Source organism: Methylobacterium sp. WL1 (assembly GCF_008000895.1).
Lineage (GTDB): Bacteria > Pseudomonadota > Alphaproteobacteria > Rhizobiales > Beijerinckiaceae > Methylobacterium.
This window is the reverse complement of the sequence record NZ_CP042823.1, coordinates 6,105,983-6,120,646: the sequence shown is the minus strand read 5'-3', so window position 1 is coordinate 6,120,646 and position 14,664 is coordinate 6,105,983. Positions and strand designations below refer to the sequence as shown.

At 70.7% G+C, this 14,664-nt stretch carries 13 protein-coding genes; 5 read left to right on the top strand and 8 right to left on the bottom strand.

The genetic code is table 11. The annotated features are described in order from the left end of the window. The first annotated feature begins 8 nt into the window (after window positions 1-8). The gene (locus tag FVA80_RS29775; RefSeq protein WP_147905829.1) at window positions 9-1,781 is read left to right on the top strand and encodes a hypothetical protein; all 1,773 of its coding nucleotides are present in this window, start codon (window positions 9-11) and stop codon (window positions 1,779-1,781) included. A 4-nt stretch (window positions 1,782-1,785) separates the two neighbouring features. On the opposite strand, the gene glp is transcribed toward FVA80_RS29775, so the two are convergent. The 7 genes from glp to FVA80_RS29740 all read right to left on the bottom strand — a co-directional run bounded on the left by glp (window position 1,786) and on the right by FVA80_RS29740 (window position 9,604). Next, a complete protein-coding gene (gene glp / locus FVA80_RS29770) occupies window positions 1,786-3,018 on the bottom strand; it encodes a gephyrin-like molybdotransferase Glp (protein ID WP_147905830.1) in 1,233 nt (410 codons plus the stop codon). Then, on the bottom strand, window positions 3,015-3,506 hold the full coding sequence (moaC, locus tag FVA80_RS29765) for a cyclic pyranopterin monophosphate synthase MoaC (RefSeq protein WP_147905831.1): 492 nt from the start codon (window positions 3,504-3,506) through the stop codon (window positions 3,015-3,017). Before moaC ends, glp begins: the two co-directional genes overlap by 4 nt. 2 nt (window positions 3,507-3,508) lie before the next feature. Then, a complete protein-coding gene (trpC, locus tag FVA80_RS29760) occupies window positions 3,509-4,429 on the bottom strand; it encodes an indole-3-glycerol phosphate synthase TrpC (RefSeq protein ID WP_147905832.1) in 921 nt (306 codons plus the stop codon). Beyond that, window positions 4,426-5,463 (bottom strand): anthranilate phosphoribosyltransferase, encoded by a 1,038-nt coding sequence (gene trpD / locus FVA80_RS29755; protein ID WP_147905833.1) that lies wholly within the window; start codon window positions 5,461-5,463, stop codon window positions 4,426-4,428. The genes trpC and trpD overlap by 4 nt, the downstream gene beginning before the upstream one ends. A 35-nt stretch (window positions 5,464-5,498) precedes the next feature. Further along, a complete protein-coding gene (locus FVA80_RS29750) occupies window positions 5,499-6,113 on the bottom strand; it encodes an aminodeoxychorismate/anthranilate synthase component II (protein ID WP_147905834.1) in 615 nt (204 codons plus the stop codon). A gap of 63 nt (window positions 6,114-6,176) precedes the next feature. Continuing rightward, on the bottom strand, window positions 6,177-7,697 hold the full coding sequence (gene trpE, locus FVA80_RS29745) for an anthranilate synthase component I (protein WP_147905835.1): 1,521 nt from the start codon (window positions 7,695-7,697) through the stop codon (window positions 6,177-6,179). Between the two features lie 5 nt (window positions 7,698-7,702). Beyond that, complete coding sequence (locus FVA80_RS29740; RefSeq protein WP_147905836.1) at window positions 7,703-9,604, bottom strand: peptidylprolyl isomerase; 1,902 nt, start codon at window positions 9,602-9,604, stop codon at window positions 7,703-7,705. Between the two features lie 196 nt (window positions 9,605-9,800). Here FVA80_RS29740 and tpiA point away from each other — a divergent pair, with 196 nt between their 5' ends. Together tpiA and ppk2 are read left to right on the top strand one after the other, a co-directional pair. Further along, window positions 9,801-10,562: a triose-phosphate isomerase gene (gene tpiA / locus FVA80_RS29735; protein WP_147905837.1), complete on the top strand. Its 762-nt coding sequence runs from the start codon at window positions 9,801-9,803 to the stop codon at window positions 10,560-10,562. A 113-nt stretch (window positions 10,563-10,675) separates the two neighbouring features. After that, on the top strand, window positions 10,676-11,587 hold the full coding sequence (gene ppk2 / locus FVA80_RS29730) for a polyphosphate kinase 2 (RefSeq protein ID WP_187193551.1): 912 nt from the start codon (window positions 10,676-10,678) through the stop codon (window positions 11,585-11,587). 19 nt (window positions 11,588-11,606) lie between these two features. Here the strand turns inward: ppk2 and FVA80_RS29725 are convergent, their stop codons facing one another. Beyond that, on the bottom strand, window positions 11,607-12,065 hold the full coding sequence (locus FVA80_RS29725; protein WP_147905838.1) for a nuclear transport factor 2 family protein: 459 nt from the start codon (window positions 12,063-12,065) through the stop codon (window positions 11,607-11,609). A gap of 303 nt (window positions 12,066-12,368) precedes the next feature. Between FVA80_RS29725 and secG the strand changes: the two genes are divergently transcribed. Together secG and FVA80_RS29715 are read left to right on the top strand one after the other, a co-directional pair. Further along, on the top strand, window positions 12,369-12,770 hold the full coding sequence (gene secG / locus FVA80_RS29720) for a preprotein translocase subunit SecG (protein ID WP_147905839.1): 402 nt from the start codon (window positions 12,369-12,371) through the stop codon (window positions 12,768-12,770). A 227-nt stretch (window positions 12,771-12,997) separates the two neighbouring features. After that, window positions 12,998-14,626 (top strand): CTP synthase, encoded by a 1,629-nt coding sequence (locus tag FVA80_RS29715; RefSeq protein ID WP_147905840.1) that lies wholly within the window; start codon window positions 12,998-13,000, stop codon window positions 14,624-14,626. Window positions 14,627-14,664: the final 38 nt, after the last annotated feature.

Genomic DNA, 14,664 nt, shown 5'->3' with positions numbered 1-14,664 from the left:
CCGAACCGATGTCGCCCGCGGCCGCCGCCTCGCCGGCACGGATCGATCCGCGCACGTTCTTGTGGCTGCTCGTCGCCCTGTCGCTCGCGACGCTGAACGCGCCGCAAGACGTGTGGGACACGATCCGGCACCTGCGTGTGCCCGACACCGACGACGCGATGCGGCTTGTCGAAGTGCGCGACATGCTGGCCGGCCAGGGCTGGTACGACAACACCCAGCACCGGTTCCTGGCGCCGGACGGCGTGGCGAGCCATTGGTCGCGCCTGGTGGACGCGCCGATCGCGGGCCTGATCCGGGCGTTGACGCCCCTGGCCGGGCCGGAGCTCGCCACAGGTCTGGCGGCGGCGATCTGGCCGATGCTGCTGTTCGGGCTGTTCTGCACCCTGCTGTACCGGGGCGTGAACGCGCATTTCGGGAGCCGGGCGGCGATCCTGGCGGTGCTTGCGGCGACCCAGACCTTCGGGATCGCGATCCAGTTTCAGGCGGGCCGGGTCGATCACCACAACGTCCAGATCCTTGCGATCCTGGGTCTCGCGTTCTGCGTGATCCGCGGCGGCTTCCGCGCCGGGCTCGTCGGCGGCGGGCTGGCGGCCCTCTCGCTGACGGTGGGCCTCGAAGGCCTGCCCTATCTCGCCCTCGGCGCGCTCTACCTTGCCGGCGACTGGTGCCGGCGCGGCCGCGCCGCCCTCCCCTGCCTCGCCGGATTCGGGCTCGGCCTCGGCGTGGCGGCCCCGCTCCTGTTCGCCGTGCAGACGGCCCCCGGCCTCTGGACCGCGACGCGCTGCGACGCCCTCTCCCCGCCCTGGCTGTGGCTGGCGACCGGTGGGCTCGTCTTCGGCGCCGCAGCCGTCGTCCTGGACCGGTCCCGCGCCACGGGCCGCACGCGCCTCACCCTGGCCATCGCCTGCGGCGTCGTCCTGCTGGGAGGGTTCGCCCTCGCCTTTCCGGTCTGCCTCGACGGGCCGTTCCCCGGGATGACGCCGCTGGTGCGGGAGCATTGGCTGCTCACCGTCAACGAGATGGCATCGGTGCGGAAATCCGTGGCCCAGGGGCGCTGGGAGATGCTGGTCTTCTACCCGGTCGTTCTCCTCGCAACCCTGGCCGCGAGTTTGATGGCGTGGCGCGGATCACAGCGGCGCGCCTGGTCGGTGGCCGCCCTGTTCCTCTGGCCCGGGCTGATCCTCGGGATCTTTCAGTTCCGCGGGCTCTACATCGCCTCCGGCTTCGTGCCGCTGGTGGCGGGGCCGGTGATCGACCGGGCTCTGACGCTGGCCGTCCGGGCCGACCCCCGCCGCGGGGCGGCCGCCGCGCTCGGCGCCAGCCTCATCAGCACCCTCTGGATGGCGCCCGCGGCGCTGGCCGGATGGCTCGGCGCCGAAGCCCGGACGGGACCCGATCCAGCCGCCGCCTTCGCCTGCCTGGGCGACGCCGCCGTGCGTCCCCTGGCAGCACTCCCGGCCGGGACCGTGCTGGCGCCGATCGCCCTCGGGCCGTCGATCCTGCTGCGCACGCCGCACACCATTGTGGCCGCGCCCTATCACCGGGCGATTCCGGGCCTGACCGCCGCGATCGAGGGCCTCGGCGGCACCGAGGCGGATCTCGACCGGGTGCTCGACGCCTTCCGGGTCCGCTACGTGGTAGCCTGCCCGGCTCGTCCGGCCGACGACCTCCAGGCCGAGCCGGCCTTCGCGACCCGGCTCGCCCGCGGGGAGGCTCAGTCCGACCGGCTGGAGCCCATCGCGCTGCCAGGTCCCCTCAAGGTCTGGCGGGTTATTCGCTAGGCGGTCAGAGCAACCGGCGATCGAGACGGATGATCCGGCAGGCATCGCCGGCCGTCGCGGCCTTCTCGTGCGGCGCGCGGATCAGCAGCGCCTCGGCGCGGCCGAGCACGGCCAGCATGGAGGAATCCTGGCGCTTCTCCGGATCCGCCACCGGCAGGCAGCCGGGTTCGAGCGCGAGGGTGGCGCGCATATAGTCGGCGCGGCCATCGTTGGCCGGCAGGTCGCGGGCGAGCGTGGCCGGTTCGCTCCGGTCGGCGCCCGCCTGCGGGTCGCCCTGCAGGGCTCGGATTGCCGGCACGACGAACAGCAGTCCGCAGACGATCGACGACACCGGATTCCCGGGCAGGCCGATCACCAGCATGTCGCCCAGTCGCCCGTGCATCAGCGGCTTCCCGGGCCGGAGCGCCACACGCCAGAAGCCGAGTTCCAGCCCCTCCCGGGCGAGCGCGGCCTGGACCAGGTCGTGGTCGCCGACGGATGCGCCGCCGAGCGTCACCAAGAGGTCGGCCCGGGCCTCGCGGGCGCGGCGGAACGCATCTTCCAGGGCCCCGTGATCGTCGGCGGCGATACCGAGGTCGATGATCTCGGCGCCGGCCTCGGCGGAGAGGGCGGCGAGCGCGAGGCTGTTCGAGGCGACGATCTGGTCCCAAGCCGGCACGGCGCCGGGTTCCACAAGCTCGTCGCCGGTCGCGAGGATCGCCACGCGCGGCCGGCGGCGGACCGAGAGTTCCGGCTGGCCGGCCGCCGCGGACAACGCCAGGCGCCGCGCGTCGAGGGTCATGCCGGCGACCAACAGGGTCTCGCCGGCGGTGAAGTCCAGGCCGGCCCGGCGGATAAATCGGTCTCTTTCGACCGCCTCCATCACCCGAACGACGTCGCCCTCGGCCTGCGCGTCCTCCTGGATCAGGATCCCGTCGGCGCCCTCCGGCACGGGAGCGCCGGTGAAGATCCGCACCGCCTCGCCGGGGCCGATGCGCCCCGAGAAGCCGTGACCGGCCGCGCTGGTCCCGATCAATCTCAGGCTGGCACCAACCACGGACGCATCGGCGAAGCGGACCGCGTAGCCGTCCATGGCGGAGGCCGGGAACGGCGGCTGCGTTCGGGAGGCGGCGACATCAGCCGCCAACGTGCGCCCTGCGGCCCGGGCCAGCGGAATCGTTTCTGCCTCGACCGGCGCGGGGATGCTTGCGAGCACCCGTGCCAGCGCTTCGGCGACCGGGATCAGCCCAGTGCTCATGCGTCGGGCGCCCGGTAGGCACCGGAGCGGCCGCCATCCTTGGCGATGAGGCGGATGCCCTCGATCCGCATGCCGCGATCCACCGCCTTCACCATGTCGTAGACCGTCAGGCAGGCCACGGAGACCGCGGTCAGCGCCTCCATCTCGACCCCGGTCGGGCCCTGGACCCGCACCTCGGCGGCGATGCGCAGGCCCGGCAGCGCGTCGTCCAGCTCGCACTCGACCCGCACCTTCGTCAGCAGCAGCGGATGGCAGAGCGGGATCAGCTCGTAAGTCCGCTTGGCGGCCATGATCCCGGCGAGCCGCGCGGTGCCGACCACGTCGCCCTTCTTGGCGTCGCCCTCGCGGATCAGCGCCAGGGTCTCGGGCCGCATCACCACGCTGCCCTCGGCCCGGGCGGTGCGGTCTGTGGCGGGCTTGTCGGTGACATCGACCATGTTGGCCGCGCCGCTGGTGTCGAGATGGGTGAGCGTCGAACCCGGTTCCATGCTCACCCCTTCTTCTTGTCGTCTTGCTTCTTGGCCTTGCCGGCCTTGGCGTCCGGCTCCGGCCCGTCGCCCTCACCGAACAGCAATTCCCGGGTCGCCCGCGTGACGTCCGCCTGGCGCATCAGGCTCTCGCCGACCAGCACCACGCCCAGACCGTGCTCCCGGAGCCGCCTGACGTCGGCATGGCCGCCGATACCGCTCTCGGCCACGGCGATCCGGTCCGCCGGGATGCCCGGGGCGAGGCGGATCGCGGTCTCGAACGAGACCTCGAAGGTCTTGAGGTTGCGGTTGTTGATCCCGATCAGGGCCGTGCCGAGCGGCACCGCGCGGTTCAACTCGGCCTCGTCGTGGACCTCGACCAGCACGTCCATGCCGAGCTCGTGCGCGGTTGCCACCAGCGCCTCAGCCTCGTCGTCGTCCAGGCAGGCCATGATGGCAAGGATGCAATCGGCACCCCAGGCCCGGGCCTCGTAGACCTGGTAGGGCTCGAACAAAAAGTCCTTGCGCAGAATCGGGAGCCCGCAGGCCGCCCGCGCCTCGGTGAGGTATTCCGGACGCCCCTGGAACGACGGCTCGTCGGTGAGCACCGACAGGCAGGTGGCACCGCCAGCCTCGTAGGCCGCCGCCAGCGTCGCGGGCGCGAAATCCTCGCGGATCAGGCCCTTCGACGGAGAGGCCTTCTTCACCTCCGCGATCAGGGCCGGGCGCCCGGCATCGAGATGGCTCCGGATCGCCGCCGCGAACCCGCGCACCGGCACGGCCTGGGCGGCGCGGCGCTCGAGCTTGGCCAGCGGCACCCGCAGCTTCGCCTCGGCGATCTCGCGGCGCTTGTAGGCCTCGATCCGGGCCAGCACGTTGGGCCGCTCGTTCGGCGCCTCGGCAGAACCCTCATGGGTCACCGATTCCTGCGTGAGCGTGCTCATCGGCACTCCTCCCCGTTCGAGCGATCGTTCGAGGCCCGGACCAAGCGGGCGAGGGTGTCCCGCGCCGCCCCGGAATCGACGGCATCCTGCGTCCGCGCGAGCCCGTCCGCCAGGGTCGACGCCGCCCCCGCGACGACGAGGGCCGCGCCTGCATTGAGAACGGCGATGTCCCGGTAGGCGTTGCGTGCGCCGGCCAGGACGGCTTCGAGCGCCCGGGCGTTGTCGGCAGGATCGCCGCCGCGCAGCTCTTCCGGTGCCCGCAACGGGAGGCCGAGGTCCCGCGGATCGATGGTGAACCGGGACAACCGGCCCTCATCGAGGGCGACCACGCGGGTCGGCCCGGTGACGGTGATCTCGTCCAGTCCGTCGGAGCCGTGGACGGTCCAGACCCGGCGGCTGCCGAGTTCGGCGAGCACCTTCGTCAGCGGCTCGGCCAGCGCCTCCTGCGCGACGCCGAACAGCTGGTAGGCGACGCCCGCCGGATTACAGAGCGGTCCCAGCAGGTTGAAGATCGTCCGCACCGGCAGCTCGGAGCGCACCGCCGCCACGTGGCGCATGGCGCCGTGATGGGCCTGGGCGAATAGGAAGCACAGGTTGGCCTCGGCGAGGCACCGGGCCTGACCCTCGGCATCGAGCCCAAGCCTGACGCCCAAAGCCGCCAACACGTCGGCGGCGCCCGAGCGCGAGGTCGCGGCGCGGTTCCCGTGCTTGGCCACCGGCACGCCGCAGGCGGCGACCAGGATGGCGGCGAGCGTCGAGACGTTCACGCTGCCGGAATGATCGCCGCCGGTGCCGACCACGTCGACGGCGCCTGCGGGCGCATCGATCCGGGTCATGCGGGCGCGCATCGCCTCGGCGGCGCCGACGATCTCCTCGACGGTCTCGCCGCGCACCTTCAGGGCGGCCAGGAACGCGCCGGCCTGCACGGGCGTGACCTCGCCCGACAACAGGTCGTCGAAGGCCGCGCGCGCCTCGGCACGGTCGAGGGCCAGGCCCCCGGCGACCTTGGCGAGATGGGGTCTGAAGCTGTCCATGCGCTCTGTCGGAAGGCCGCCCCGGCCGTCCGGCGTCAATGCACGTCGGCGCGGGTCCTGTCACGCGCCGCGTTCCAGGCGGCGGCCAGATCCAGGAAGTTCCTCACGATCTCCGTGCCGTGCTGCGACCGGATGCTCTCGGGGTGGAACTGCACCCCGTGGAGCGGCCGCTCGGCGTGCTCCAGCCCCATGATCAGGCCGTCGGCCTCAGCCGTGACCCGCAACGTGTCCGGGCAGCTGGCCCGGTCCACGATCAGGGAATGGTAGCGGGTCGCCTCGAAGCTGTCGTTCAGGCCCCGGAACAGGCCGCTGGCGCCATGCCGGATGGTCGAGACCTTGCCGTGCAGCGGTAGCGGCGCCCGGATCACGTCGCCGCCGAAGGCCTGGCCGATCGCCTGGAGCCCGAGGCAGACGCCGAAGATCGGGATCTCGTGTGAGAGGTCTCGGACGACATCGAGGCAGATGCCCGCCTCGTTCGGCGTACATGGGCCGGGTGAGAGCACGATCGCGTCCGGCGCCTTAGCGCGGATGTCGGCGACGGTGATCGTATCGTTGCGGGCGACCGCGACGGCGCCGCAGAGCGGGCCGATCAGGTGAACGAGATTCCAGGTGAAGGAATCGTAGTTGTCGATGACGAGGACGTTGGACATCGCGGCGGCATGCTCGGGCATTTTCGCGATGTGAGCCCTCTCGCCCGCAGGGTCAACCTCGCTCTACTGCCCGCGCTTGGCCTGGTCGGCGAACCGAACCGCCTCCTCGGCGGCCCGGAACAGCGCCTTGGCCTTGTTGACGCATTCCTGCTGCTCGGAGGCCGGATCGGAATCGTAGACGATGCCGGCGCCGGCCTGCACGTGCATGCGCCCGTCCTTCACGATCGCCGTACGCAGGACGATGCACGTATCCATCTCGCCGCGCGCGCCGAAATAGCCGATGCAGCCGGCGTAAGGCCCGCGCTTCTCGTGCTCCAGCTCGTCGATGATTTCCATGGCCCGCACCTTCGGAGCGCCCGAGACCGTGCCGGCCGGGAAGCCGGCCGCGAGGGCGTCGAGCGGATCGTGGCGCGGATCGAGGTCGCCCTCGACGTTCGACACGATGTGCATGACCTGGCTGTAGCGCTCGATGAAGAACGAATCGGTGACCCGCACGGTGCCGATCTTCGAGACCCGGCCGGCATCGTTGCGGCCGAGATCGAGCAGCATCAGGTGCTCGGCGCATTCCTTCGGATCGGCCAGCAATTCGGCGGCGAGCGCCGCATCCTCGGCCGGGGTCGCGCCGCGGCGGCGCGTGCCGGCGATCGGCCGGACCGTGACGGTCCCGTCGCGCACGCGCACCAGGATCTCCGGCGACGAGCAGACGATCTGGAAAGCCTCGAAGTCGAGGTAGCAGAGGAACGGCGCCGGGTTGGTCCGCCGCAGCGAGCGGTACAGGCTGAAGGCGGGCAGCGTGAACGGCGCCGAGAAGCGCTGGGACAGCACCACCTGGAACACGTCGCCGGCGACGATGTACTCCTTCGCCTTCGCGACCATGCCGGCGAAGGCCTCGGGGGAGGTGTTCGAGACCGGCTCGGGATGCGCCACCGTCGAGAGGTCCACCCGCGCATCCACCGGCAGCGGGCCTTCGAGGGCCTCCGCCACCCGGTCGAGGCACGCGAGCGCAGCCTCGTAGGCGGCGCGGGCGGTGACGCCGGGCGAAGGCCGCACCGGCGAGATGACGGTGATCTGGTCGCGGATCGAATCGAACACCACCATGACGCGCGGGCGCATCAGGATCGCGTCCGGCACGCCCAGGGGATCCGGGTTCGGCTCGGGCAGCCGCTCCATGGCGCGGACCATGTCGTAGCCGAGATAGCCGAACAGGCCGGCCGCCATCGGGGGCAGGTCCTGCGCATCGGACTGAGCGATTGCGCTCTCGGCGATCAATGCCCGCAGGCTGGCGAGCGGATTCCGGTCGTCCGGCGCGAAGGCGTCGAGATCGGCGCCGCGGGCGATCGCGGGGGCGCCGTCGCAACAGCGCCAGATCAGGTCCGGATCGAGACCGATCATCGAGTAGCGGCCGCGCACCGCGCCGCCCTCCACCGATTCGAGCAGGAATGCCGGGCCGGCATGCCGGGCGCGCAGCTTCAGGAACGCCGCCACCGGCGTCTCGAGGTCGGCGACCAGGCTGAGTTCGACGAGGCTCGGCTGCCCGGCCTCGTAGCGTCCGGCGAAGGCCGCGTAGTCAGGCGCCTCGGCCATGGCCCTCAATACTCTCCGCCGATGGCCCGGCGCAGGGCCGCCTGATCGATCTTCACACCCGCGTTCTTCTGGACCTCGGAAATATACTGGGACAGCACGTCATCGGCGAGCGCGGCCTGGAAGTTCTTGGTGATCGCCTTGTCGCCCTGGGTGTTGGCTACGAAGGCCGGCATCGTCGCCGCCGTAACCTTGAACACGGCGCGCGAATCACCCGCGGCCGCGGTGCCAGCCTTGCCGACCGGGGTGGCGAAGATCAGGTTCACGTCGTCGGCGGTTAGCATGTCCTTGGCCTGGTTGCGGGCAAGGTCCTGCGCCTCCTGCGTGTTGACGCCGACCTCCTGGGCGACCGCCTCGATGGTCGCGCCGCCGTTGAGCTTCTCCGCCAGCTCCCGGCCCTTGGCCTGGAGCCGCTTGGCGATCTCGGCGGTGGTCCAGCCGGCCTTCACGCCGTCCCGGACCTCGTCCAGCGGCTTGTCGTGCGCGGCGTCGATGCCGGTCACGTCGTACCAGACGTAGCCGCCGGACTTGGTGCGCAGCGGCTCGTTGTCGCCGCCGATCTCGGCCCGGAACAGGGCCGGCAGGGTGGTGTCCGGGTCGGGGATGTCGGCGACGCGCTGGCCGTCCGGGCCCTTGCCCTGGGGATCCACCGCCTTGACGGTCACGAGCTTCAGCCCGCGCTCGGCGGCGATGTCGGCGAGCGGCTTGGCGCTGGCGCGCTGGTCCTCGATGGCGTCGCGGGTCGTCTCCATGGCGTCCCGGGCACGGCTGAGCGCCAGGCCCTTGCGGATCTCGCCCTCGACCTCGGCGAACGGCTTGACCGTGCCGGGCTCGATCTTGGTCACCCGCAGCAGCACGGTGCCGAAGCGGCCCTGGACCGGCTGGCTCACGCCGCCCTCGGGCAGCGCGAAGGCGGCATCCGCCACCACCTTGTCGAACAATTCGGCCTTGGTCAGCGTGCCGAGCGTCAGGTCGGTGCCGCCGGTGCTGCGTTCCTCGGCCACGGCCTCGAAGGTCTTCGAGCCGTCCTCGATCGCCTTGCGGGCGGTCTCGGCCGCGGTGGCATCCGGAAACACGACCTGCTGGATCGTGCGCTTCTCCGGGCTGCCGTAGCGGCCCTTGTTCAGCTCGTATGCGGCCTTGGCGTCCGCATCGGTGATCGCCTCCGGCTTGGCCATCGCCTCGGGATCGACCACCAGCAGGGTCGCGGTCCGGAATTCCGGCGCCCGGAAACCGGACTTGTTGGCCTCGTACCAGGCCTTCAATGCGTCCTCGGTCGGGGCCGGGATCTCTCCGGCAACGGACGGGGTCAGCATCAGGTAGGCCGCAGAGCGGCGCTCGGTGGTGTAGCGGTGGACCGCCTCGCGCATCGCCGCCGGCACGTGCAGATCGGACGACACGGCCTCGGCGAGCTGCAGCCGCGCGATCACGGAGCGCTGCTCGCGCACGAACAGGCCCTCGTTCAGGCCCGCCCGCTGGAGGGTCTGGTAGAACAGCTGCGGCTCGAACTGGCCCTGGGCGTTCTGGAAGCTCTTCTCGTCGTGGATCGCCCGGATCACCGAGGCGTCCGGCACCCCGAGACCGAGATCATGCGTCTTCTGGTCGAGGGCTGCCTCGGTGATCAGCTGCGACATCACCTGCCGGTCGAGGCCGAGCATCCGCGCCTGATCCGGGGTGAGCGCACGCTTCAGCTGCGTCTGATAGCGCTGCAGCTGGTTCTGGTAGGCCTGGCGCACCTGCTCGGCGGTGATCGGCGTGCTGCCCACCGTCGCGACGTTGCTGCTGGAGCCGCCGCGGAAGAATTCCTCCACGCCGAAGATCCCGACGCCCGCGATCAGCAGGGTGAAGATGATCGTCAAGACGATCTTGCCGAGCCAATGCTGGCTGGCGTTGCGGATGCCCTGAAGCATGATCTGTGATCGGATACCTTCGGCCGTCGACCCGTCGCCGGGCCGGTGCCATCCCTGAAAGCCGACCGCGATAGACCATTCGCGCCCACAGGCAAAGGCTCACCCATTCGGACGGTTTGCGCGCCCAAGCTCGCTCTGGTAGGCCCCGCCGACCCCGGAATACCGTGGCGGCGCGGGGACGAGGTGAGGGCTAGGGATGTCGCAGACGGGGCGGAAACCGCTGGTCGCCGGCAACTGGAAGATGAACGGGACCCGGGCTTCGATCAAAGTGGTCGAGGCGATCCGGGACGGTCTCACGCCGGACCTGGCATCCCGCGTCGAGGTGCTGATCTGCCCGCCTGCGACGCTGATCGGCTCCTGCGTGGCCGCGGCCGCCGGCTCGCCGATCGTCATCGGCGGCCAGAACCTGCACGCCCGGCCGAGCGGCGCCTTCACGGGATCGATCTCGGCGGAGATGCTGGCCGACCTCGGCGCGCAATACGTGATCGTCGGCCATTCCGAGCGCCGGGCCTACCATCACGAGACGGATGACGGCGTCCACGCCAAGGCGCTCGGCGCCCGCCGCGCCGGCTTGAGCGGCATCATCTGCGTCGGCGAGACCATCGAGGAGCGCGAGCAAGGGCGCGCCCTCGACATCGTCCGCGCACAGCTGGCCATCGGCTTGCCCAAGGGCGCCACCGCGGCCGACACTGTGATCGCCTACGAGCCGGTCTGGGCGATCGGCTCCGGCCGGACCCCGACGCCCCGCGACATCGCCGAGGTCCACGCGTCTCTGCGGGAGATGCTGGACAAGCTCGTCGGCGACGAGGCGCACCGGATCCGCATCCTTTACGGCGGCTCCGTGAAGCCCAGCAACGCCCGCGAGCTGATGGCGGTGGAGAACGTCGACGGCGCCCTGGTGGGCGGCGCGAGCCTCGTGGCCGAGGACTTCCTGGGGATCTGCGGCGCCTACGCCTGAGGCGCGGGCGGGGTCTCGGGCGGGAGTCTCGGGCAAAGCCTTCGTCAGGGTCTCGGGACTGTCACACGATCCTGCTTTGTGGGGCGTGACGACACCCGACCGCGAAGCCTGCCATGACCATCGATCACGACCGCGCCGACCCCTCGATGGTGGACATGATCCGCCGCGAGATCCTCGACAGCTACGACGAGGAGATGGAGCTCGGGTTCGAGGACGACCGCCTCGACAGCCTCGAGGGCGGGACCGGCTCCGGCAGCGACCGCCGCTTCTATTTCCGGGAGCTGCTGCGCCTCCAGCACGAACTGGTCCGCCTGCAGGACTGGTTCCAGCACAGCAAGCTGCGCGTCGTGGTCCTGTTCGAGGGGCGCGATTCGGCCGGCAAGGGCGGCGTGATCAAGCGGATCACCCAGCGCCTCAACCCGCGCGTCTGCCGGGTCGCGGCGCTGCCGGCGCCGAGCGAGCGCGAGCGCACGCAATGGTACTTCCAGCGCTACGTCAGCCACCTGCCGGCCGGCGGCGAGATCGTGCTGTTCGACCGCTCCTGGTACAATCGGGCCGGCGTCGAGCGCGTCATGGGCTTCTGCTCCGATGCCGACGTCGAGGAGTTCTTCCGCTCGGTGCCCGAGTTCGAGCGCATGCTGGTGCGCTCCGGCATCGTGCTGCTGAAATACTGGTTCTCGATCACCGACGAGGAGCAGGCCCTGCGCTTCCACATGCGCATCGCCGACCCGTTGAAGCAGTGGAAGCTGTCGCCAATGGATGTCGAATCCCGCCGGCGTTGGGAGGACTACACCCGCGCCAAGGAGGAGATGCTGACCCGCACCCACATCCCCGAGGCGCCCTGGTGGGTCATCGAGGCTGTGGACAAGAAGCGCGCCAGGCTGAACTGTATCAGCCACCTGCTCGAACAGATCCCCTACCAGGACGTCGAGCATCCGCCGGTTCACCTGCCCGAGCGGGTTCGCCACGCGGATTACATCCGCACGCCGACCCCGCCGGAGATGCTCGTCCCGTCGCGCTACTGAGCGGCGAACTGGTCGCGCGTCAGAGCTTGAACGCCTGGCGCGCCATCAGGCGCCAGCGGCCGTCGTCCCGGCGCCAGACCTGCAGCACACCGATATGGACCGGCGAGGTTTTTCCACCCGCGACGGTCTCACCGGTGAAGACGTGCCGGACGATCGCGTCCTCCCCGATCACCGAGGCCGAGCGGTCCGACAGCGTGATGCTTGGGAAGCGCGAGGTGCCGCTGGTCAGCGCGCCGACGAAGGCCGCCTTGTCCTGCACAACGCCGCTCGAATGGCCGTAGCTCAAGCCATTGAGGGTGAGGGCATCGAGGGCGGTGCCGTCCGCCGCGAGCAGGGCCTTGGTCAAGGCATCCACCGCCGCCTCGACCTCGGCGGTCTGGGCGGAGGCTTCCGTTCCGGCGGCGAACCCCGGCGGCGCGTGGATCAGGATCGGCGCGGCGAACGCGGCGGCGAGCGCCGAACGGCGTGAGATGGTCATGGCGAGCCTCCCGGGCGGGGCGGCGCGTTCGATGAGCCGCCTTCCCGCCCGTCAGAACACGGTCCGACCCCGGACGCGAGGCCGACCGGGAACAACCGGGGGCCGATCGTCAAGTTGGCGGCGGCCAGCGAGTGGTGTATGGCCGACGCAGATTTGCGACCGGCGCGCCAAGTCGAATGCCTGACACCTCGAATGCCTGGCACTTCGACTGCTTGGCACCTCGAACGCCTGGCACCGGCCGCCCGTCGCCGGATCGCCTCCTCGGGACCGGCGCGCGAAGCCGAACCAGATTCCGGAACACCGATGCAGACCGTCCTGATCGTCGTCCATCTCATCATCGTGCTCGCGCTAATCGGCGTTGTGCTGCTGCAGCGTTCCGAGGGCGGCCTCGGGCTCGGCGGTGGCGGCGGGGGTGGCGTCGCCGGCTTCATGACCGGCCGCGGCCAGGCCAACGCCCTAACCCGCGCGACCGCGATCCTGGCCGCCCTGTTCTTCGCCACCAGCATGCTGCTCGCCGTGATGTCGCACCGTTCGGCGGCACCGAAGTCGATCCTCGACACCGGCGCGTCCTCGCCCGCCGGCCAGCCGGCCAAGCAGCCGACCGGAGCCGACAACCTGCTCGACACCCTGCGCCAGCAGCAGGACCGGGCCCCCGCGACCGCGCCGGCCCAGCCGGCCGTGCCCGAGGCGCCGCAGTCGCGCTGACGCGGCGCATGGCCGAAACGGATACCGGGTCGGCACTGGACGCGCGTGACAACCGGCCCCGTGAGCCGCAAGAGGTCAGGCGGCGGATGAGCGAGGGCCGGCGATTCGGCTCAGCTCCGGTCCGCCCTGGCGGGCCGTTCCCGTTGCCCGCCTGATCCCCAACCATTCCATCGCCGGCAGGCTTGCCGTTTGGCAAAGGCCAGCGCTTTCTGTATGGACCGAGGCCCATGACGCGGTACGTTTTCATCACCGGCGGCGTGGTTTCCTCCCTCGGTAAGGGACTCGCCTCGGCGGCGCTGGCCGCCGTACTCCAGGCCCGGGGTTACCGGGTGCGGATGCGCAAGCTCGACCCCTACTTGAACGTCGATCCGGGCACGATGAGCCCGACCCAGCACGGCGAGGTGTTCGTCACCGACGACGGCGCCGAGACCGACCTTGATCTCGGCCATTACGAGCGCTTCACCGGCGTGCCGGCGAGCCGGGCCGACAACATCACCACCGGCCGGATCTACCAGGACATCATCGCCAAGGAGCGGCGCGGCGACTATCTCGGCGCCACCATCCAGGTGATTCCGCACGTCACCAACGCGATCAAGGATTTCGTCCTCGACGGCAACGACACGTTCGACTTCGTGCTGGTCGAGATCGGCGGCACGGTCGGCGACATCGAGGGGCTGCCGTTCTTCGAGGCGATCCGCCAGCTCGGCCAGGAACTGCCCCGCGGCACCTGTGCGTACGTCCACCTGACGCTGCTGCCCTACATCCCGTCGGCGGGCGAATTGAAGACCAAGCCGACCCAGCACTCCGTGAAGGAGCTGCGTTCGATCGGCATCCAGCCCGACATCCTGCTCTGCCGTTGCGACCGGCCGATCCCGATCGAGGAGCGGCGCAAGCTCGCGTTGTTCTGCAACGTCCGCGAGACCGCGGTGATCGAGGCGCTCGACGTGGCCTCGATCTACGAGGTGCCGCTCTCCTACCGGAAGGCCGGGCTCGACCGGGAGGTGCTCGGCCATTTCGGCCTGGAGCACGGCGAGGAGCCGGATCTCGGCCGCTGGACCACCATCTCCGACCGGGTGCGCAACCCCGAGGGCGAGGTCTCCATCGCCATCGTGGGCAAGTACACAGGGCTAAAGGACGCCTACAAGTCGCTCACCGAGGCTCTGATCCACGGCGGCATCAGCCACCGGGTGAAGGTCAACCTCGAATGGATCGAGGCCGAGGTGTTCGAGCGCGAGGATCCCGCGCCGTTCCTCGAAGGCCTGAACGGCATCCTGGTGCCCGGCGGCTTCGGCCAGCGCGGGGCAGAGGGCAAGATCCGGGCGGCCCGCTACGCCCGCGAGAAGCGCATCCCGTATTTCGGGATCTGCTTCGGCATGCAGATGGCGGTGATCGAGGCCGCCCGCTCGCTGGCCGGGGTGCCGAACGCCAACTCCACCGAGTTCGGCGAGACCTCCGAACCGGTGGTCGGTCTGCTGACCGAGTGGCTGCGCGGCAACGAGCTGGAGCGCCGCGCGGCGGTCGGCGATCTCGGCGGCACGATGCGGCTCGGGGCCTACGACGCACAGCTCGACCCCGATTCGAAGATCGCCAAGATCTACGGGTCGGAGCGGATTTCCGAGCGGCACCGCCACCGCTACGAGGTCAACATGGCCTATCGCGAGCGGCTGGAGGCGAAGGGCCTGCGCTTCTCCGGCCTCTCGCCGGACGGGCTCCTGCCCGAGACCGTCGAGCATGTCGGGCACCCGTGGTTCATCGGCGTGCAGTTCCACCCGGAGCTGAAGTCTCGCCCGTTCGAGCCGCACCCGTTGTTCAAGGGGTTCGTCGGCGCGGCGATCGAGCAGAGCCGGCTGGTCTGAGCGCCGGGGCGCGGCTCCGCGCCGCTGCTCGCGCCTGG